The following is a 21,416-nucleotide window of genomic DNA, read 5'->3' on the forward strand; positions in this document are numbered from 1 at the left end:
GATCAGAGCGAGATTGGATGTGAGCAAGAGAGCCTATAACTTCTGTGCCGGCCCGGCGGCGCTTCCTGAAGCGGTCCTGAAGCGCGCCCAGGGTGAACTTCTCGACTGGCATGGCAAGGGCCTGTCCGTCATGGAAATGAGCCATCGCAGCGATGAGTTCGTGTCCATCGCGACCAAGGCCGAGCAGGACCTGCGCGATCTGCTGAACATCCCGTCCAACTACAAAGTGCTGTTCCTGCAGGGCGGCGCCAGCCAGCAGTTCGCGCAGATTCCGTTGAACCTGTTGCCGGAAAGTGGCAAGGCCGACTACATCGACACCGGTATCTGGTCGCAGAAAGCCATCGAAGAAGCGTCGCGCTACGGCCACGTCAACGTTGCCGCCACCGCCAAGCCTTACGACTATTTCGCGATCCCCGGCCAGAACGAGTGGAACCTGTCCAAGGACGCGGCCTACGTGCACTACGCGCCGAACGAAACCATCGGTGGCCTGGAATTCAACTGGATCCCGGAAACCGGTGACGTGCCGCTGGTGGCCGACATGTCCTCGGACATCCTCTCGCGTCCTGTGGATATCTCCCGTTTCGGCATGATCTACGCCGGCGCCCAGAAAAACATCGGCCCGAGCGGCATCCTGGTCGCGATCATCCGCGAAGACCTGCTCGGTCGCGCCCGTTCCCTGTGCCCGACCATGCTCAACTACAAGGTCGCGGCCGATAATGGCTCGATGTACAACACCCCGCCGACCCTGGCCTGGTACCTGTCGGGCCTGGTATTCGAGTGGCTGAAAGAGCAGGGCGGTGTCGAAGCCATCGGCAAGCTCAACGAAGTGAAGCAGCGCACGCTGTATGACTTCATCGACGCCAGCGGCCTCTACAGCAACCCGATCAACAAGTCCGACCGCTCTTGGATGAACGTGCCGTTCCGCCTGGCGGACGACCGTCTCGACAAGCCGTTCCTGGCCGGCGCCGACGAGCGCGGCCTGCTGAACCTCAAGGGCCACCGCTCGGTCGGCGGCATGCGCGCCTCCATCTACAACGCCGTAGACATCAACGCCGTCAATGCGCTGGTCGCCTACATGACAGAGTTCGAGAAGGAACACGGCTGATGTCTGAGCAAGAACTCAAGGCGCTGCGCCTGCGCATCGACGCCCTGGACGAAAAAGTCCTGGAACTGATCAGCGAGCGTGCACGCTGCGCCCAGGAAGTCGCCCGGGTGAAGATGGCTTCCCTGGCTGAAGGCGAAGTGCCGGTGTTCTATCGGCCGGAGCGCGAAGCCCAGGTGCTCAAGCGCGTCATGGAGCGCAACAAGGGCCCGCTGGGCAACGAAGAGATGGCGCGGCTGTTTCGCGAAATCATGTCCTCGTGCCTGGCCCTCGAACAGCCGCTGAAAGTCGCGTACCTGGGGCCGGAAGGCACCTTCACCCAGGCTGCCGCCATGAAGCATTTCGGTCATGCGGTGATCAGCAAGCCGATGGCGGCCATCGACGAAGTCTTCCGCGAAGTGGCCGCTGGCGCGGTGAATTTCGGTGTGGTGCCGGTGGAAAACTCCACCGAAGGCGCGGTCAACCACACGCTGGACAGCTTCCTTGAGCATGACATGGTGATCTGTGGCGAAGTCGAGCTGCGGATCCACCACCACCTGCTGGTGGGCGAGAGCACCAAGACCGACAGCATCAGCCGCATCTATTCCCACGCCCAATCCCTGGCCCAGTGCCGCAAATGGCTGGACGCGCATTACCCGAATGTCGAGCGCGTGGCAGTGTCGAGCAACGCCGAGGCGGCCAAGCGGGTCAAGGGCGAGTGGAACTCGGCGGCCATCGCCGGGGATATGGCGGCAGGCCTCTACGGCTTGACGCGCCTGGCCGAGAAAATCGAGGACCGTCCGGACAACTCCACCCGGTTCCTGATGATCGGCAGCCAGGAAGTCCCACCGACCGGCGACGACAAGACCTCGATCATCGTTTCCATGAGCAACAAGCCGGGCGCGCTGCACGAATTGCTGGTGCCGTTCCACGACAATGGGATCGACCTGACGCGGATCGAGACCCGTCCGTCGCGCAGCGGTAAATGGACCTACGTGTTCTTCATCGATTTTGTCGGCCACCACCGCGATCCGCTGGTCAAAGGTGTGCTGGAGAAAATCAGTCAGGAAGCAGTGGCACTCAAGGTGCTGGGTTCCTACCCCAAGGCAGTTCTTTAAGGGCGGATAGCAATGAGTGGCAACTTCCTCGCACTGGCGCAGCCAGGCGTGCAACAACTTTCGCCTTACGTTCCAGGCAAGCCTGTGGACGAACTGGCTCGCGAGCTGGATCTGGATCCGGCCAGCATCGTCAAGTTGGCGAGCAACGAAAACCCGCTGGGCGCGAGCCCCAAGGCATTGGCGGCGATCCGCGACGAGCTGGCCGAGCTGACCCGCTACCCCGACGGTAATGGCTTTGCCTTGAAAAGCCTGCTGGCCGAGCGCTGCGGCGTCGAGCTGAGCCAGGTGACCCTGGGTAACGGCTCCAACGACATTCTCGAGCTGGTCGCTCGTGCCTATCTGGCGCCGGGCCTCAACGCTGTGTTCAGCGAGCATGCGTTTGCGGTCTATCCGATTGCCACCCAAGCCGTTGGTGCCGATGCCCATGTGGTTCCGGCCAAGGATTGGGGACACGATCTGCCGGCCATGCTGGCCGCCATCGACGCCAATACCCGCGTGGTCTTCATCGCCAACCCGAACAATCCGACCGGCACCTGGTTCGATGCCCAGGCCCTGGACGACTTCCTGCAGGACGTGCCCGAGCACGTGCTGGTGGTGCTGGACGAGGCCTACATCGAGTACGCCGAGGGCAGCGACCTGCCCGACGGCCTGGATTTCCTCGCCGCGTACCCGAACCTGCTGGTGTCGCGCACGTTCTCCAAGGCCTATGGCCTGGCGTCGCTGCGGGTCGGTTACGGCCTCTCCACCGCAGTGGTGGCCGATGTGCTGAACCGCGTGCGCCAACCGTTCAACGTCAACAGCTTCGCCCTGGCCGCCGCCTGCGCCGCCTTGCAGGACGAGGCCTACCTGGCCGAGAGTCGCCGCTTGAACGAGGCCGGTATGCAGCAGCTGGAAGCCGGCTTCCGTGAGCTGGGGCTGAGCTGGATTCCTTCCAAGGGCAATTTCATCTGTGTCGACGTGGGCTGCGTCGCGGCGCCGGTGTTCCAGGGCTTGCTGCGCGAAGGCGTGATCGTCCGTCCGGTGGCCAATTACGGCATGCCGAATCACCTGCGGGTCACCGTCGGCCTGCCGGCGGAAAACAGCCGTTTCCTGGAGGCGCTGAGCAAGGTCCTGGCTCGTGGTTGATGTCACCTCGCTGCAACCTGCGACACCTATGATCGGTCGCCTGGTGGTGGTCGGCCTGGGATTGATCGGCGGTTCGTTCGCCAAGGGCCTGCGTGAAAGCGGGCTGTGCCGGGAGGTCGTGGGGGTCGACCTCGATCCGCAATCGCGCAGGCTCGCCGTCGAGCTGGGCGTGGTGGATCGCTGCGAGGATGACCTGCTGGTCGCCTGCCAAGGGGCTGACGTGATCCAGCTGGCGGTGCCGATCCTGGCCATGGAGAAACTGCTGGCCCGGTTGGCCGGCATGGACCTCGGGCAAGCGATTCTCACCGATGTCGGCAGCGCCAAGGGCAATGTCGTGCGGGCGGCGACCGAGGCGTTCGGCGGCATGCCGGCGCGCTTCGTGCCCGGTCATCCGATTGCCGGCTCCGAGCAGAGCGGGGTAGAGGCTTCCAACGCCGAGCTGTTCCGTCGTCATAAGGTCATTTTGACGCCGCTGGACCAGACCGATCCCGAGGCATTGTCGGTGGTGGATCGTCTGTGGCGCGAGCTGGGGGCCGATGTCGAGCACATGCAGGTCGAGCGACACGACGAAGTATTGGCCGCCACCAGCCATTTGCCGCACCTGTTGGCGTTCGGTCTGGTGGATTCATTGGCCAAACGCAATGAAAATCTTGAGATCTTCCGTTACGCTGCCGGCGGTTTCCGCGATTTCACGAGAATCGCGGGTAGCGACCCGGTCATGTGGCACGACATCTTCCTCGCCAACCGCGAAGCTGTCCTGCGCACACTCGATACATTTCGCAGCGACCTCGACGCCTTGCGCGACGCGGTCGATGCAGGGGACGGGCACCAATTGCTGGGCGTTTTCACACGCGCCAGGGTGGCCCGCGAGCATTTCAGTAAAATCCTGGCCCGTCGGGCCTATGTGGACGCTATGAACTCCAACGATCTGATTTTCCTGGCACAACCTGGTGGCTCCTTGAGTGGGCGGATTCGTGTACCGGGCGATAAATCGATTTCCCACCGCTCGATCATGCTCGGCTCCCTGGCTGAAGGCGTGACCGAGGTGGAAGGTTTCCTCGAGGGCGAAGACGCCCTGGCAACGCTGCAGGCATTTCGCGACATGGGCGTGGTCATCGAAGGCCCGCACCACGGCCGCGTGACTATCCATGGTGTTGGCCTGCACGGTCTGAAGCCCGCTCCGGGCCCGATCTACCTGGGCAACTCCGGCACGTCGATGCGCCTGTTGTCCGGCCTGCTGGCTGCCCAGGATTTCGACAGCACCCTGACCGGTGATGCCTCGCTGTCCAAGCGTCCGATGAACCGCGTCGCCAACCCGCTGCGGGAAATGGGCGCAGTGATCGAGACCGCGGCCGACGGTCGCCCGCCGATGACCATTCGCGGCGGCAACAAGCTCAAGGGCCTGACCTACACCATGCCGATGGCCAGCGCCCAGGTTAAATCCTGCCTGCTGCTCGCCGGCCTTTATGCCGAAGGCAAGACCACCGTCACCGAGCCGGCACCGACCCGCGACCACACCGAGCGCATGCTGCGTGGCTTCGGTTATCCGGTCAGCGTTGACGGCGCCACCGCTTCTGTCGAATCGGGCAGCAAGCTGACCGCGACCCATATCGAAGTGCCGGGCGATATTTCCTCGTCGGCGTTCTTCCTCGTGGCCGCGTCGATCGCCGAAGGCTCCGACCTGGTACTCGAACACGTCGGGATCAACCCGACCCGTACCGGCGTGATCGACATCCTGCGCCTGATGGGCGCCGACATCACCCTGGAAAACCAGCGTGAAGTGGGCGGCGAGCCCGTTGCAGACTTACACGTAAGAGCGGCTAAACTCAAAGGCATCGAAATTCCCGAGGCGCTGGTTCCCCTGGCGATCGACGAGTTCCCGGTGCTGTTCGTGGCGGCGGCGTGCGCAGAAGGCCGCACAGTGCTGACCGGCGCCGAAGAGCTGCGGGTCAAGGAGTCGGATCGCATTCAGGTTATGGCCGACGGCCTGCTGGCCCTTGGCGTCAAATGCGAACCGACGCCGGACGGCATCATCATTGATGGTGGCCAGATTGGCGGTGGCGAAGTCCATGGTCATGGCGACCATCGCATCGCCATGGCATTCAGTGTTGCGTCCCTGCGCGCCAGCGCGCCGATCCGCATCCATGACTGCGCCAACGTCGCCACGTCTTTCCCGAACTTCCTGGCGTTGTGCGCGCAGGTCGGTATTCGAGTAGCACAAGAGGCACAGTCGTGAACATCAAGGCACCGGTCATCACCATCGATGGCCCAAGCGGCTCGGGCAAGGGCACCATCGCCGGCATGCTGGCCAAGCAATTGGGCTGGAATCTGCTCGATTCCGGCGCCCTCTATCGCTTGCTGGCCTTCGCCGCCAAGAACCATGGCGTCGACCTGACCAACGAGGAACTGCTCAAGGCCCTGGCAGCCCATCTGGACGTGCAGTTCATCGCCGCCACCGATGGCCAGTTGCAGCGCATCATCCTGGAAGGTGACGAAGTCAGTGACGTCATCCGTACCGAAAGCGTTGGTGCCGGGGCCTCCCAGGTCGCCGCGCTGCCGGCGGTGCGCGAAGCGCTGCTGCAGCGTCAACGGGCGTTCCAGGAGCCGCCAGGACTGGTGGCCGATGGCCGCGACATGGGCACAGTGGTATTTCCGGATGCGCCGCTGAAGATATTCCTCACCGCCAGCGCGGAGGAGCGGGCTCGCCGCCGATATTTGCAGTTGAAGGGCAAAGGCGAGGATGTTAGTCTGTCGAGTCTGCTAGATGAGATCCGTGCACGCGACGAGCGTGATACCCAGCGCGCAGTAGCCCCGCTAAAGCCGGCGGCCGATGCGATTCAGCTGGATTCCACGGAGTTGTCCATTGATCAGGTGTTGCAACGCATCATGAGCGAGATCGCGCTTCGCGATATCGCCGGGTGACAGGAAGCTCCGCAGGGGACCAGTCATAGTCCTGCGGCGCTTCTTTTATATGAAACTAACCCACATCGTCTGGGGTGTGGAGATGGGCGTTTACTTCGCCCTAATCAACAGGAATTAAAATGAGCGAAAGCTTTGCGGAACTCTTTGAAGAAAGCTTGAAAACCCTGAACCTTCAGGCAGGCTCCATCATCACCGGCGTTATCGTTGATATCGATTACCAGGCTCGCTGGGTAACCGTTCACGCTGGTCTGAAGTCTGAAGCGCTGATCCCGCTTGAGCAGTTCTACAACGACGCTGGCGAACTGAACATCAACGTCGGTGACGAAGTTCACGTTGCGCTGGACTCGGTTGAAGATGGCTTTGGTGAAACCAAGCTGTCCCGTGAAAAAGCCAAGCGTGCTGAATGCTGGATCGTTCTGGAAGCGGCCTTCGCAGCTGAGGAAGTGGTCAAGGGCGTTATCAACGGTAAGGTTAAAGGCGGCTTCACTGTCGACGTTAACGGCATCCGTGCGTTCCTGCCAGGTTCCCTGGTTGACGTCCGTCCAGTGCGCGACACCACGCACCTGGAAGGCAAAGAGCTGGAATTCAAGGTCATCAAGCTGGACCAGAAGCGCAACAACGTTGTCGTTTCCCGTCGCAGTGTCCTGGAAGCCGAGAACTCCGCCGAGCGTGAAGCTCTGCTGGAATCGCTGCAGGAAGGCCAGCAGGTCAAGGGTATCGTCAAGAACCTCACCGATTACGGCGCATTCGTCGATCTGGGTGGCGTCGATGGCCTGCTGCACATCACCGACATGGCCTGGAAGCGTATCAAGCATCCATCGGAAATCGTCAACGTTGGCGACGAGATCGATGTCAAGGTTCTGAAGTACGATCGCGAGCGCAATCGTGTTTCCCTGGGCCTCAAGCAACTGGGTGAAGATCCATGGGTCGCTATCAAAGCCCGTTACCCAGAAGGCACTCGCGTTACCGCTCGTGTTACCAACCTCACCGACTACGGCTGCTTCGCTGAGCTGGAAGAAGGCGTTGAAGGCCTGGTACACGTTTCCGAAATGGACTGGACCAACAAGAACATCCACCCTTCGAAAGTCGTACAAGTCGGCGACGAAGTGGAAGTCATGGTTCTGGACATCGACGAAGAGCGTCGTCGTATCTCCCTCGGCATCAAGCAGTGCAAGTCCAACCCATGGGAAGACTTCTCTGGCCAGTTCAACAAGGGCGATAAAATCTCCGGCACCATCAAGTCGATCACCGATTTCGGTATCTTCATTGGTCTGGACGGCGGCATCGACGGCCTGGTTCACCTGTCCGACATCTCCTGGAACGAAGTGGGCGAAGAAGCCGTACGCCGCTTCAAGAAGGGCGACGAGCTGGACACCGTTATCCTGTCGGTTGACCCAGAGCGCGAGCGCATCTCCCTGGGTATCAAGCAACTGGAAAGCGATCCGTTCTCCGAGTACGTTCAAGAGAACGACAAAGGCGCAATCGTTAAGGGCATCGTGAAAGAAGTTGACGCCAAAGGCGCCATCATCACCCTGGCCGACGATATCGAAGCGACTCTGAAAGCCTCCGAAATCAGCCGTGACCGCGTTGAAGACGCGCGTAACGTTCTGAAAGAAGGCGAAGAAGTAGAAGCCAAGATCATCAGCGTTGACCGCAAGAGCCGCGTAATCCAGCTCTCCATCAAGTCGAAAGACGATGCTGAAGAGAAAGAAGCAATCCAGAGCCTGCGCGAGAAGCCAGCTACTGATGCTCCTGGTCCTACCACTCTGGGCGACCTGCTGCGTGCACAGATGGAAAAGCAGAACTGAGTTCTGTCAGACCATAAAAAAGGGCGACTTCGGTCGCCCTTTTTTGTGGGTGAATTTTGGGCGCAAGCAACGGTGCTATTGTCCGGCCGGCTGCGAAACCAACTTGGCAGCTAAATTGTCTCTTCCTTAGGCGGATCGGCTAGCTCTTCCACTCTTGGCTTACTACTGGAGAGTGATAAGTGCTCGATGTAAGGGATATTAATGAATAGATTCTTGATCATGGTGACGATGCTGGCATTGGCTGCGTGCACCACAGCTGCCAAGCCTCATGCGGTGCGCGGCGTCAGTGGTATTCAAGTCGACTGTTCGGGCCTAGGGGCGGGGTGGGGGAAATGCCACGAGCGGGCAGTAAAGGAATGCAAAGGGGCGGGATACAAGGTCATCACCCGGTCCGATGATGCAAAAGATGAAGATCAGTATCCTTTCGGTTTTAATCCAGCAGGGTACCTGACCCGTACGATGTTGATCATGTGCCGATAAGCGCGAGTAGATCTTCCTGGTGTATGTTCGTTCTGGCTTTGAGCAGAAATAGCATCAATGGATGCCGCCAATGCGACGGCATCCCAAAGGTTGTCAATCCGCTACGTTGTAGAAGTTCTTGTACCAGCTCACGAATTTATTAATGCCACTTTCTATTGACGTGCTGGGGGCATAACCGGTATCGATCTTTAGCTGTTCAACGTCGGCATAAGTATGTTCAACATCCCCTGGCTGCAATGGCAGCAGTTCCTTCTGCGCGCTTCGCCCCAATGCATTTTCAATATGGCCGATATAGGTGAGCAGTTCTACCGGCTGGCTATTTCCGATGTTATAGATTTTCCACGGCGCACGACTGGATGCAGGATCTGGCGCTAGCCCTGACCAGTCGGTATTCGGCGTTGCCGTATGGTCGAGAGCCTGCAGCACGCCTTCGACAATATCGTCGATATAAGTAAAGTCGCGACGATGTTTCCCATAATTGAAGATTTTTAACGGTTTACCTTGCAATATCGCCCTGACAAACAGGAACGGCGACATGTCAGGCCGCCCCCAAGGCCCGTACACCGTGAAGAAGCGCAACCCGGTAGTCGGCAAGCCATAAAGATGGCTATAGGAGTGAGCCATCAGTTCATTGGCTTTTTTAGTCGCTGCGTAAAGGGATACTGGGTGGTCGACATTGTCGTGCACCGAGAAGGGCATGCTCTCATTTGCTCCATAGACGGAGCTGGAGGAGGCATACACCAAGTGCTGTATTTTCCCCTGACGACAGCCCTCCAGGATATTCAAGAAACCGACAAGATTGCTGTCCGCATAGGCAAGAGGGTTTTCCAGTGAGTAACGGACTCCTGCTTGTGCCGCAAGGTGGACAACTTTGTCGAAACCTTCATTGGCAAAAAGAGCCGCCATTGTATTACGGTCGCCAATGTCCATCCGTATGAAGCGAAAGTTAGAATGAGGAGTCAGCAGCGCGAGCCGGGCTTCCTTGAGGGAAACCTCGTAATAATCATTCAGGTTATCGATGCCGATAACCTCGTCACCGCGGGCAAGCAGCGCCTGGCTCACATGAAAGCCGATAAAGCCAGCTGCCCCCGTCACTAAAACCTTCACAGGCGCGTTCCTTCCGGTTGTGGGGCATCACCACGGCCGATTGCGTAATACATCATCCCGGCTTCCTTGGCGGCAACCGGATCAAACAGGTTGCGCCCATCGATTAGCACTGGAAAATTAAGGCGGGTCTTGAGCCATTGGAAATCCACAGTACGGAACTGCTTCCATTCTGTACAAATGACCAGCGCATCGGCGCCTTCCAGGGCCTGCTCGCGATTGTCCACCAGTTTCAGATCGCTACGTGATCCGTAGATCCGAGATGTTTCGTTCATTGCGGCCGGGTCGAATGCTTGGACTTTTCCCCCCGCTGCCCAGATCGCTTCCAATAAATTGCGGCTCGGAGCGGCGCGCATATCGTCAGTATTGGGTTTGAAGGAAAGCCCCCAGACTGCGATGGTCTTGTTGGTCAGCTCATGGTCGAAGGCGTGGGATAGCTTGCTGAACAGCACATTTTTTTGACGATTGTTTACCGACTCCACAGCGTTGAGCAGCTCGGCTTCATAACCGATTTCTTGCGCGGTGCGAGCCAGCGCCTGGACGTCTTTGGGGAAGCAGGAGCCGCCGTAGCCACAGCCCGGATAGATAAACTGAAAGCCGATTCGCGGATCTGAGCCGATACCCAGCCTGACGTGCTCGATGTCCGCCCCGAGGCGTTCTGCCATCTGAGCAATTTCGTTCATGAAGCTGATTTTCGTCGCGAGCATTGCATTGGCTGCGTATTTAGTGAGCTCGGCGGAGCGCACGTCCATAAAAATCAACTTGTCGCGATTGCGGCTGTAAGGGGCATAGCATTCACGCATGACTGTTCTGACCATTTCCGAGTCGGTCCCGACAATGATGCGTGCTGCCTTGGAAAAGTCCTCAATGGCTGAACCTTCCTTCAGGAACTCCGGATTTGAGCATACTGAGAAGTCCAACTCGACTTGCCTGGCTCTAAGCGTTTCCTTGATCGCATCGGTTACCTTATCGGCCGTTCCCACGGGAACGGTCGATTTGTTGACGATGATTTTTGGGTCACTCATATGCTGGCCAATGGTGCGGGCGACGGCCAGTACATGTTGGAGATCTGCGGAGCCGTCTTCGTTGGGGGGCGTCCCCACGGCTATTATCTGCAATTCTGCGAAGTCGACGCCTTCGTGCGGGGCGGTCGTGAAGTGCAATCGGCCCTGCAACTGATTCTGTTCGATCAGCGCATCCAACCCAGGCTCGTAGATGGGGATGATCCCGCGCTTGAGGCCTTCGATCTTTCCGGCGTCGATATCGACGCACATGACTTCATGGCCGGCATCGGCAAGGCATGCGCCAGTAACGAGACCTACGTAGCCCGTGCCGAAAATTGTAACTCTCATAATTATGATCCTGATAAATACGGGAGGTCTGTCGAGGCCTCTTAAAGAGTTTTGTTGGACGCCAAGGTGAACTTGATGCGGTTCACGATCTTCCTGACAACCAGGCGCATGCCTCCTTCAGCGTAGACGGTAGAAGCCCTTACCCATAGGGATTCAAGCTGGAGGAAGCGGGTGATGATAAACGACCTCAGCCTGTTGACTCGCAACGCTTTGATTTTGGTGCGCCTCATGTGTCGCTGCACATGTGTGAAATGGTCGGACCAGATCGTAGCTACTCGTTCAACGCTGTGCTTCTCGAATACGTCTTGATATGCATTGGCTGCGATGCTCTCTCGTAGCGGCTGGTCGGAGATCAGTCGACTGATGGCTGAGAACCACGCCTGCGTGGTGTGCTCGGCCAGGACGCCGGTTTCGCCGTTGGTGACGGAGCGTTGATACGGTGGCATATCGGAATAGATCCCAGCTATGCCGCACGCTGAATACTCCCGATACTTGTTATTGGTTTTGCAGCGATTCGAGTAGTTGTCGATAAGCGGCGCCAGACCGATTGCCCATTGACGGCCCTGCTTGAAATGGACGAAGTCCTCGTAATCTGCATTGTGCGGAAAGCTGCGGATGCGGCTATCAGGTTCTATGCCTGACGGCATCGCGCCGATAAACTCGAAAACGACGTGCGGATAGGTATCCAGGATGGGTTGAATGACCGGTTTGATGATATTCAGATCATCAACTCTGGATGGGCTCCCGGCAAATCCGATGCGCAGCTCGTCGTGGGAAATGTCCTGCACGGGTTTTAGCAGGGAAAAATCGAAGAACGAAGGCAACACTTCTATTTTGCTGTTGAATTGGCAGAGAAACTCCGCCAATAAATCCGAGTTGGTCAGTACCCGGTAAGCCCCGCAGACGGCTGCTTCCAGGGTGTGACGAATTAGCGGATGCTGGTAATACAGGGCAATGGGAGAATTGCCTTCGATTTTCCAGAAATTATCATCCAGGTAATATATATAGGGATGATTGGCCCTGTGCAGCTTGTCAATCCAGAGACGCAGCGACGGGTCGCCGCTGCGGACGAATAACGGAATGGTGCTCTTCCGTATATCCGACGTCTTCAGAGCGGAAAGAAATACCTTGCGGTAAACGATCCGATAAGGTTTGCAGGCGGAGAGCATATGCTCAATCAAATGAGTCGTAGCAATCTCCCCCTCAATGACCAGCAGGATCTCTATATTCGGCGTTATCAAGCTGCGACCTTCCACCATTACTGTAATGCAGCAAAAGGGAAATATTTGTAGCGTTTCCTTATCAGCGAGTACTCGCTGACTTCATAAAGACCCACGGGGACGTCCGAGTCCTTTACGAAGATCCTCAGGTGCCAGTTTTGCTCCAGTGCGGTTGGTACCGGCAGTTCGAAATGTGTTGGTGCATCAGGGTCCACGCTAGCGAGCGGCAGGACGACTTGAGCGACCACCGCTTTATCCTTCGAGACAATTTCAATGCCAACCAGTCCTTGAGTTCCGCGCATCAGCGGACGGATCGCCAGGGTTACGCGGCATAGATCTTCCTGTTTGACTGGAATCAGATACTCGCGATACGGAATATTTCTCAGGTCGTCACTCAGCGCCAACTGTGGGCGGGAAGTGTTGAGGAGGTGTTTTTCCGTAAAGCTCCTGAGGGAGGAAAATGCTGGTGAAATCGAATCCCACAACGAGCCTTTGCTCTTGTACAGAGAGGCCAGTTGCAACGAGCGTGAAGCGCGATACCCGCTCACTTCCGCCTGAAGGTTGTCAATGACCTGCAGCGCCTCATGGCGGGAATGATGAGCGTGTTGCTGTGCGTTGTTCAGCGCCTGTTTCAAATGTTGTACTTCTTGCAGCAATGGAGACGACTGTCCCTGCGAAACCTGCTGCAGGGACAGTAGTTCCTGTTTGAATTTGTCCTGCTCGCCTTTCCAGGATCCCTCCTTGGTGCGATACCAATCAATAATGCCGTTGGCTGTCAAAAGTTCTGCCTTGAGCAGCGCAGCTTTTGCGTCAATTTTTGCGAGAGCTTCCAGCTTGCCGTGCAGTTCCTGGTTCGTCCGTAGCAGAACCAGGATCTCCTGGTTGGCCTCTACGGCATTTGCCTGGGCATGTGTCAGACGTTCCAACAACTCGTTGAGACGGCCAGACATTTGTTCAGCCTCGTCATGAAGACGCCTGTTTTGCTCGTTGAGATCAATGGTTTTCTCATCGAGTAACTGTTGCTGCAGCTCGGATTTCACCAGACGAGTATTGCTGTCCTGCAATTGAGTGCTGAGCAGTTCAGTTTTTTCAAACAGCCCCATGATTTGCAGGCGAAGTTGATGATTTTCCGTCCTGGCTTCATGAAGCAGCCGTTCGGATTGCGCACGGTCTTCCAACAGCTCACTGATTCGTTGCTCGACATTTCGATCAGGAGCATGAAGGGGGGCGGCCTTGCCGGCGAGTTGCGTCTCCAGAGCTTCGATGCGCTGACGAAGCGATGTTTCGGTCTGAGTGAACTTCTGAATGATTTCTTCTTGCTCGTGCATCTTGAGGTGCCTGATGTAATGAGGTTCATAGGGGACGAATGCGCTGACGTGATCCGCAAAGCTTGCATCAGGCGAGCATTCATCACCCTTCCAAACAATCAGTTGGTACATGATCTGGTCACATACATTGAATCGTTCGTTACGAAACTTTCTCTTTTGGTCGAGGGGTAAATGGCGGTATTCGGGAAAGTAGAAAAATTCAACGTTGATCAGACGGATGTCGAGCCCTGGGTTCGAATTGTCCGACTTTGAAAGACCCCATGGACGCTGTATCGGATCGGCATAGTCAAGTACGTCTACCGGAGTCTCGGGGTGATCCGTCCAGAAACGAGGCGTGTGTTCGTTGAACACCATAAGATGATAGGGGTTGGCGACGTTCAGCTTTTGTTCGTAGTAGGGCGCGATGATACATACTTGCGCGCCATGCTTACAAATCCGATAGATCTCGCGCATCGTGAACATCAAGTCCTTGGTATGTTCCAGGGCATGTGACGAGAACAATACGTCGACCGAGTTATCTTCTAGCGGCAGAACGGTATCGATATCTGCCAGGATATCGACTTCTGGCATGGGGAAACGGTCAATTCCGATGAAACCGTCCTGTTTGCGTTTGCCGCAACCGAGGTCGATTCTTACTGGTTCGTTTTCAGGTTTCATTATCCAGCGCTCTGCTCAATTGACTGATGTGTTTGCGCGTTTCAAAAAGTGTTTCGAGTAGCATGTCCTCGTGCGAGAGCATTGATAGCGTGTGTTCTGCGATCGTTGATGGCTGTGCGCCGGTCTTATGTTTGGAGAACTCGTCAAAGGCCTGATTGTACAAGTCCACCAGTTCGGAACGAACGTATGTAGGTTTGGCGAGAAATTGCATTGATCGCTGGGCCCGGTCAACGATTTCCAAACGCTGATCCGCCGACAGCTGCGCATATTCCGAAATCGCTGCGGCCAACGCTTCAGGGCTGTGATCCCGGGAGATGAAGCCACTGTAGCGATGCTTGATAATCTCAGCTACGCCGCCGACGTTGGTCGACACAACAGGGATGCCCATGGCCATGGCTTGTAGCATGGTTTGCGGCATCGATTCGTCGATGGCTGAAATCAGCAGAAGATCCGCCTTGTCATAAAAAGGTTTCGGGTCATCGATGAAACCGTAAATGGTGAATTTGTCTTTGAAGTCGCTGGCTGCGATCAATGACTTACACTGGCCCAAGTAGGCATCATTGAATACGTCATAGCCAATCAAATCCACCGATACATCCAGGCCCGCCTCATTCAAAAGTATCGCCGCCTGGATCGCGCCAAGCTGGTTTTTTCTTGGCTGGAGCGTACCTGAGACCAGTATTCGCAAGGTGTTCCGACTTTTTGCAACTCGCTCCCGATTTACTCGGAAAGAGTCGAAGTAGTCGCAAGAGACTGGACAGACGATTCGTCTGGCAGGGCTTTTCGACAGACGTGCCCATTTGAGCCCGTGGGTAAGCGAGGAGCAGTGGATCGAATCGGCGAAACGGTCGATAAAGCCTTCCGCCCCTTCATAATACTGGTGGACACTTGCGGTACACGGGATGCCCAAACGCTTGGCCAGCAGACTCATGGTGGGCGACCACGTCGCGAAGTGAAGAAGACCAATCTTCTGGTGGGCCAGGCGACGGGCAAGTTGATCGGCCGCCAACTCATCCTCGCGTTGAAATGGGCGCTGGGGCAGGGGGGGCTCAACGTAGCCTGAAGGCCAGCTCTCTTCAATGAGATTCGCCCTGTCAGTGGCGGCGTCCCAGCGAGATTTGAAAGCGGCGCTGTAGATGGGGTCTTTGGGAACGATCCCTACGACGCGAAAGCCAAGGGATACCAACAGGCTTGCATGTCTGATCAAGTGAAGCGTGGCGCCACCCAGGGCGGCTTCGTGAAATGCATAGGCGATTGTTTTATCGCCGAGCCTGGAGTGCAAGCGAACGGATTCGAACGTCGCCAGGAAGTCGTAGAACTGCGACTCGGTGGTATACCGGGACAGAACCAGTTCACGAGCATTTTCGAGCATTGTCGTTCGCTCTTGCTGGCCCATCTCATAGGCCTTTAGCAGTGCCTCCTCCCAAGCTGCCACGGTATTTTCAACCTTGAGACAACAAGCGTCTGGAATACTGGAGTAAGGGATGGTATCGGTGAAGATGCATATCGCGCCAGCGGCGACTGACTCCAGGAGCTTGACCGGGCTTTTGCTGCGTGCTGCCCGGGTACCGAAGTCCAGTGGGACCAGCGCTACGTCGAAGCTGCTCGTGCTCAGATCCCGAACATAGCTTTCATAGACGTGGGTGAACGGTTTGAAATGGACCGGACAGTCCAGGGGGCCGAATTTTTCCGGGTCCAGGCCCCAGAAATGAAACTCCACCGTCTCTGAATACCGGCGGGCAAAGTTCGCAAGGGCTGGCCAAAGCTCTCTCAGAATGTCTTCGCGCACCGCACCGGACATAACGGCGACTTTCAGGCGTTTAGCGCGATCATATTTCCGCTGCCGGACGAAACGAGCATTGATGTTGGTTTGGAGTCGCACGGTCTTGCTGTTGAGTTGTAGCAAGTCTTCATTGATCGCCTCGCTGTAGCCGATGCAGGTATCCACGTTCTTGATCTGATGAACGATTTCCTGATAAGCCGGTGTTCCAGGTGCAAGAAAACCGTGCTGCGGGCCCACAGCGTGAAAGTGCAGCATATTATCGTCCATCAGATAAGCCGTAGGCGTCTTACCTTTTTGGATGTTGACGAAGTGACTGGCCGCAGCACCAACGGTGCGGTAGAGCACAGCCACGTCGATACCGGTCACGTCGATAGTCAACAGCTCGTTCTCTTTGACGAATGTACTGCTGATTGCGCGTTGTGCCGGTAGCAACGCAAAGTTATTTATTGTGACGTCAATCGACGTGGAATAGTCCGGTTTGGCGGTCAGCAGATGAAGCTTGCGGCCGCGGGCACTTGCCGCCACAGCCATTTCGTCATCGCTGCAATAATCGTTGAATTTCGTCAGGAAGGGGATTGCCTCCATTCGGCGATACTCATCGATCTCCGCATCGGTAAATGCACCGGAGAACTGTGAAAGGTCAACGACGTCATAATTGTCGATCGCGGCAGGCGTCAACAGGTGATCACGGGGGATGGGTAGGCTCTTGCGATAACGAGTGAAGAACAATGGAATCTCCTTACCCAAGGAGTCCGCCAGGTTGGCGCGCACGTGGGACGTCACTTCGTCGACCCAAATGATGTCGGCATGCTTGGCGAATCTCAGCCACAAGTCATAGTCTGAGTATCGGCGCATCATTACGTGAGCGTCATACATGCCAGCGACGTCGAACAGCGCTTTGTGATGCATCACCGTGTTGTTGGCGATGTAGTTACCGTTCATCAAGAGACCGTAATTGAAAGGGCCGCCCAGCGTCCTTGAAGTCGTCGTGCCATCAGCGAGGGCAATATCAACACTGGCATTCGCATACACTACTGCCGGTTTGTTGCATTTATCCAGTTGCTCTACACGTACCTGCAAACTGTGTTCAGTCCATTGATCATCGTCGAACTGATAGGCGATGTACTTGCCCTTCGCCCGTAGCGCCGCCTGATTGACCCGAAGAGCCGGCAGACCACTGTTCTTGTGGTAGGAGTGGACGATGATTCGCGGGTCTTTCTTCAGGTACTCTTGCAGCACGAGCGCGGTACCGTCCCGAGAACCATCATCGACGATGATCAGCTCGAAATCGCTGTAGTTTTGAGCCAAGACACTTTCGATGGCTTCCTGCAGCGGGCCATGACCACGAGAATAAGTTGGCAGGATCACGGTGACTTTGGGAGTCGATGGAGCTCTGGGACTGGCGTGGATTTTCAGATCAGTGGAAAAATCGCTAAATTTCATGGCTGTTCCAAAGGCTGCCTAATTGAGGCATAGAGCTGTAAAGAGAGAAGGCGTTCAACCATTGGCGGGATTTCCAGATAAAGCCAAGGTGTGAGCTTGCCAATGTTGACGTGGTGGGCCGTGCCAAAATCGTCATTAGCAGAGAGTTGAAAATGTCCGTGCTTCCCGCAGGGGGACGGTAAACACGGGTAACATGAGGGGGTGGGCTGATGCTGATGTCCTTTCCATTATTCTTCCTGATGCTTGGTGCTGTTCGTTAACGTTGAACTCACAGGCTATTCGTATGCGCTTCGTTGTAGCGTTTTACGATTTCGTCAGTAGGGCCGTCAGCCACTATCTGACCTTTATGCAGCCATATTGTCCTGTTGCAGAAATCGTTCAAAAGACTGAAGTTGTGGGTGGTAAAGACGAGAATTTTTCCCTGCTCCATAAACTCGAACATTCTGCGCTTGGCTTTTTCGGCAAAGGAAATGTCGCCGGCCCCCATCACCTCATCAATCAAAAGGATTTCCGGGTTGATACTGGTCGATACAGCGAATGCCAAGCGAATGAACATGCCAGAGGAATAGGTTCGAACCGGGTAGTCTAGGAAATCGCCCAATTCGGTAAACTTCGCGATCTCAGGAAGCTTTTCTTCGATCGCCTCCGGAGACATCCCCAGGAGCAGCCCGCGGATACGGATGTTGTCCCAGCCGGATTGATTCATTTCGAAGCCGGTAGCAAATTCGAACATTGGGCAGACATGGCCCTTGATCAAAACTGTTCCGGATGTCGGGGGGTAGATATCTGCCATCACTTTGAGCAGAGTACTTTTGCCCGCGCCATTGAGTCCGATCAGGCCGACGCGCTCTCCATGATTGATTTCAAGATTGATGTCTTGAAGCGCGGCGATACGATAGTTGGTGGCAGTTGCAGCTTTACGAGTGAGCAGCTTGCGTTTGACCCAGCTTTTCAATCCTTCTTCGCTACTCAATGCTCCTTCGAAGGTGATATCGACATTCTTCAAAACAAGCGATGCATGAGTCATAACAGGAAAACCACGCGAGAGTCGAGCTTGAGGGCTGCCAGCAGTGCCACTATCCAGGAGACCAGTACATAGACACCTGCCCAAAGATAATTTTCCGGCAGTGCCAATTCACCTTGGATGATGGGGTGGCGTACTACATCAATGAGATAGTAAAGCGGATTGAGCTGATAGATAAATCCGAGTCCTTTATCATGCAACATCTTGATTGGAAACATGATGGGAGTGACAAAAAACAACATTTGCAGCATGACCGCCATTGCGTGGGGGAAATCCCGAAAACGCGCGCCGAGGTAGGCGCTGATCGTGATATGACCCAATGCCGCCATAACAAGAAGCAACAAGCCTGGGATTGCGCATAGCCAACCGATTGCGCTTACTTCATTGAAGAAGAGTTGGACCGGTATCACTACGGCAATGCCGATCAGTAGTACGATCACGCTTGATATCAAGGTTCTGAGCAAATAAATCTGCTTGGGATAGGAGAATTGCTTTATGTATCCTTCAGCCCTGACGAATGTTGCACTGGCGTCAGTGATGGAGGCGACAATAAATCCCCACAGAGCGAAACCGCACGCGAGATAGGGCAGGAACTCATGTACGGGCTGGCCGAACAATAATCCGTAGATCAAGCCGACACCGATCACGAAGAAACCGGTCGTCAACACGATCCATAGAGGACCTATGAACGATCGATGAAATCTTGCCTTGATGTCCTGAACGCCTAGGTAAGTCCATACACGCCACATCTTTAATGCGCGGCCGCTATCGATAAACAGTCTTGTGACACTCGTCATTCAATTCCCGCCTGGTTCTTTCGGACGCCCATTCTAATCAGTCCCTCGTAGCGCTGCTCTTCACGAAAACCATGCCGGAGATAAAGGCGGATTGCACGTTCATTAGTCTCGATGACTTCAAGAAATACATACTCCAAGTCCAGTGCGTCCCAACAGATGTCCAGCAGGTGCCCGCAGGCTCGGCTGATATGGCCCCGTCCCGAGTGATCGGGATCGGCCAGGAATCGGCCAACTTCGGCTGAGCGCTGTTGCCAGTCAATCGCGTACACCGAGGCTTGTCCCACCAGCGCACCGTCTGCTTCGACTACAAACAGAAAGTCATTATCCTTCGGTTGGTAGTGATTGTGGAACCAGTTGGAATGCTGCTCATAGGTCAATAGGGCCGAAGTCTTGAACCAGACACGAGCCTCGTCCCGGTTTCGCCAGGACAAGGTCTCATGCAAGTCACTCTCTTCGATTAAGCGAAGACGCAACGCGTCGTCTCCAAACGAGGGGAGTGAACGCTTCATTTTGCGTAGCGGATCAGGAGTTCGCACACGGTATCGACGTCGGCGCGCGTGAGGCCGAGGTGCATTGGCAGCGACAGGATTTCCAGGCTGGCCTGTGCGGCTTTAGGGCAAGTGCCTGCACCAAATGAGTACATGGCATACTCGGTGTTGTCGCGGTAGTGGACGCCAGGATAGATCTGGTGCTCGTTCAGAGCCAGCATCAGTGCGTCGCGATCCTTGACTCGGATTTGAAGCAGGTGCGTCGATGACTCGCAACCTGGCGTCACGTCGACAATGCGAATCTTTGCATGACCCGCGAGATTCTGGCGATACCAAGTGGCAAGCTGACGGCGATAAGCGTTGTCCTGATCCAAATACTTGAGCTGTACCAGGCCCATGGCAGCCATGATCGAGTTGCCGTGATACTTGTAACCCAACTCTTCGACGTCATACATCCACTTGTAGGCGCCCTGTGCCGCGGTGCGCGCAAAGGTGTCCTTGTTGATGCCCAGCCAAGTCAGCTTGCGAACGCGTTCATCGTCTTCCTGATCCTTGAAGCAGATCATGCCAGAGTCGGCGGTTGGCAGGTTCTTGACCGCTTGGAAACTGAATACAACGCTGTCTGCTTCTTGACCGACATGCTTGCCGTTGAATCGAGTGCCAGCCATATGAGCCGCATCGAGAATCAACTTGATACCGCGATCTCTGCAGATTTCCACGATCTTCTGATACTGACCGATATTACCGCCGATACCGACGAAAATCAGTGCTTTGGTCTTTGCGGTGATTCGCTCAACCACGCTTTCCGGATCCAGGCACAGGGATTCGTCGACATCCGCGAACACTGGCTTCATTCCCGCGTACAGGATGGCATGGTTGGTGGAAATAAAGGTCAGTGGAGTGGTGATGACCTCATCGTCGTCGGCCCAGCCGAACTTGGTCTTGAACAGCTCGACGGCCAGGTGTAGGCCGACGGTGTTTGAGCTCAGGAAGTGGGCGTGCGGCAAACCTGTGTAGGTTTTCCATTCCTCTTCCATGGTGGCTGTCTTGAAGCCGAGGCCGGTCCAGCCTTTTTCAAGGCATTCGCGGATCGCAGCGAGGCATTCATCGATGCGGAATTTTGGAACGAACAGCTGAATCGACATGGGAATATCCTTATAGGTAGGTTGGCCAAAGATCTAAGGCGTTACGTACCGATCGGGTGTTGTGCAAGTGTTGGGTGAAGGCTTGGTGCCCGACGACGAAGGTCGATACCCAGGTTCTGTTTTTGTGGCGCGCGGGCCGGTCAAGCGGGGTGAAGTTCAAGGGGCTGAGCGCATTCTCCATCTCTCGTTTTGTGGGCAAGAGGTCTTTCTACCTCTGACGGTGTTTCCCACTTCTGCTACCTGCTGGGCACATCCAGAGACCTGAAGCGCAGCGTGGTCGTAGCAGGAGGATTTCGTGGGTGAAAACAATTCGTCATGTCAAGCCAAGTCCTGGGCGACCAGGCACAGATTCGTGGTGGTGGAATCATGGCGAGTCAGTTGTTAAGTCGATTTTTCCGACAACTGCAGCTGAGTATCTCACCTGAGTATGTCCACTAATCCTACACGGGAGGAATGATAGTCATAAGTAGCTCCTGAAGCCATCCCTTTGGGAGGAGCGCAGGAATTCATCGCTTTTTTTCGAGGAAGACAGGCAGGGGCC

At 56.0% G+C, this 21,416-nt stretch carries 16 protein-coding genes; 7 read left to right on the forward strand and 9 right to left on the reverse strand.

Going from position 1 to position 21,416, the window contains the following annotated elements:
• Window positions 1–19 precede the first annotated feature (19 nt).
• The 7 genes from serC (at window position 20) to J3P84_RS08605 (ending at window position 8,534) form a co-directional block, all read left to right on the forward strand.
• Window positions 20–1,105, forward strand: a complete 1,086-nt coding sequence (gene serC, locus J3P84_RS08575) for a 3-phosphoserine/phosphohydroxythreonine transaminase (protein WP_434601436.1) — start codon at window positions 20–22, stop codon at window positions 1,103–1,105.
• The gene (pheA, locus tag J3P84_RS08580; RefSeq protein WP_305499689.1) at window positions 1,105–2,199 is read left to right on the forward strand and encodes a prephenate dehydratase; all 1,095 of its coding nucleotides are present in this window, start codon (window positions 1,105–1,107) and stop codon (window positions 2,197–2,199) included. The genes serC and pheA overlap by 1 nt, the downstream gene beginning before the upstream one ends.
• Window positions 2,200–2,211: 12 nt before the next feature.
• Entirely contained in the window at window positions 2,212–3,324 is a 1,113-nt protein-coding gene (gene hisC, locus J3P84_RS08585) for a histidinol-phosphate transaminase (protein WP_434629318.1), read from the forward strand.
• Window positions 3,325–3,352: 28 nt separating this feature from the next.
• Window positions 3,353–5,560 (forward strand): bifunctional prephenate dehydrogenase/3-phosphoshikimate 1-carboxyvinyltransferase, encoded by a 2,208-nt coding sequence (locus J3P84_RS08590; RefSeq protein ID WP_434631215.1) that lies wholly within the window; start codon window positions 3,353–3,355, stop codon window positions 5,558–5,560.
• The gene (gene cmk, locus J3P84_RS08595; protein ID WP_434572729.1) at window positions 5,557–6,246 is read left to right on the forward strand and encodes a (d)CMP kinase; all 690 of its coding nucleotides are present in this window, start codon (window positions 5,557–5,559) and stop codon (window positions 6,244–6,246) included. Before J3P84_RS08590 ends, cmk begins: the two co-directional genes overlap by 4 nt.
• Before the next feature lie 119 nt (window positions 6,247–6,365).
• Complete coding sequence (gene rpsA / locus J3P84_RS08600) at window positions 6,366–8,054, forward strand: 30S ribosomal protein S1 (RefSeq protein WP_186704721.1); 1,689 nt, start codon at window positions 6,366–6,368, stop codon at window positions 8,052–8,054.
• Window positions 8,055–8,255: 201 nt separating this feature from the next.
• The gene (locus J3P84_RS08605) at window positions 8,256–8,534 is read left to right on the forward strand and encodes a hypothetical protein (RefSeq protein ID WP_434629320.1); all 279 of its coding nucleotides are present in this window, start codon (window positions 8,256–8,258) and stop codon (window positions 8,532–8,534) included.
• Window positions 8,535–8,627: 93 nt separating this feature from the next.
• Here the strand turns inward: J3P84_RS08605 and J3P84_RS08610 are convergent, their stop codons facing one another.
• The 9 genes from J3P84_RS08610 to J3P84_RS08650 form a co-directional block, all read right to left on the reverse strand.
• Window positions 8,628–9,641 carry an NAD-dependent epimerase gene (locus J3P84_RS08610; RefSeq protein WP_434629323.1) on the reverse strand — a complete coding sequence of 338 codons (1,014 nt, stop codon included), beginning with the start codon at window positions 9,639–9,641 and terminating at the stop codon, window positions 8,628–8,630.
• Window positions 9,638–10,990: a UDP-glucose dehydrogenase family protein gene (locus tag J3P84_RS08615; protein ID WP_434629325.1), complete on the reverse strand. Its 1,353-nt coding sequence runs from the start codon at window positions 10,988–10,990 to the stop codon at window positions 9,638–9,640. Before J3P84_RS08615 ends, J3P84_RS08610 begins: the two co-directional genes overlap by 4 nt.
• Window positions 10,991–11,031: 41 nt before the next feature.
• Window positions 11,032–12,249, reverse strand: a complete 1,218-nt coding sequence (locus J3P84_RS08620; protein ID WP_434629328.1) for a glycosyltransferase family protein — start codon at window positions 12,247–12,249, stop codon at window positions 11,032–11,034.
• Window positions 12,249–14,195 carry a methyltransferase domain-containing protein gene (locus tag J3P84_RS08625; RefSeq protein ID WP_434629331.1) on the reverse strand — a complete coding sequence of 649 codons (1,947 nt, stop codon included), beginning with the start codon at window positions 14,193–14,195 and terminating at the stop codon, window positions 12,249–12,251. The genes J3P84_RS08620 and J3P84_RS08625 overlap by 1 nt, the downstream gene beginning before the upstream one ends.
• Window positions 14,185–17,421 carry a glycosyltransferase gene (locus tag J3P84_RS08630; protein WP_434629334.1) on the reverse strand — a complete coding sequence of 1,079 codons (3,237 nt, stop codon included), beginning with the start codon at window positions 17,419–17,421 and terminating at the stop codon, window positions 14,185–14,187. The genes J3P84_RS08625 and J3P84_RS08630 overlap by 11 nt, the downstream gene beginning before the upstream one ends.
• 268 nt (window positions 17,422–17,689) lie before the next feature.
• Window positions 17,690–18,448, reverse strand: a complete 759-nt coding sequence (locus J3P84_RS08635) for an ABC transporter ATP-binding protein (protein WP_434629336.1) — start codon at window positions 18,446–18,448, stop codon at window positions 17,690–17,692.
• Window positions 18,445–19,242, reverse strand: a complete 798-nt coding sequence (locus J3P84_RS08640; RefSeq protein ID WP_434629338.1) for an ABC transporter permease — start codon at window positions 19,240–19,242, stop codon at window positions 18,445–18,447. The genes J3P84_RS08635 and J3P84_RS08640 overlap by 4 nt, the downstream gene beginning before the upstream one ends.
• Window positions 19,239–19,751 (reverse strand): GNAT family N-acetyltransferase, encoded by a 513-nt coding sequence (locus J3P84_RS08645; RefSeq protein WP_434629342.1) that lies wholly within the window; start codon window positions 19,749–19,751, stop codon window positions 19,239–19,241. Before J3P84_RS08645 ends, J3P84_RS08640 begins: the two co-directional genes overlap by 4 nt.
• Complete coding sequence (locus tag J3P84_RS08650; protein ID WP_434629345.1) at window positions 19,748–20,875, reverse strand: DegT/DnrJ/EryC1/StrS family aminotransferase; 1,128 nt, start codon at window positions 20,873–20,875, stop codon at window positions 19,748–19,750. The genes J3P84_RS08645 and J3P84_RS08650 overlap by 4 nt, the downstream gene beginning before the upstream one ends.
• Window positions 20,876–21,416 lie beyond the last annotated feature (541 nt).

Origin of the sequence: Pseudomonas sp. Z1-29, assembly GCF_051131995.1 — a bacterium.
Taxonomy (GTDB): Bacteria; Pseudomonadota; Gammaproteobacteria; order Pseudomonadales; family Pseudomonadaceae; genus Aquipseudomonas.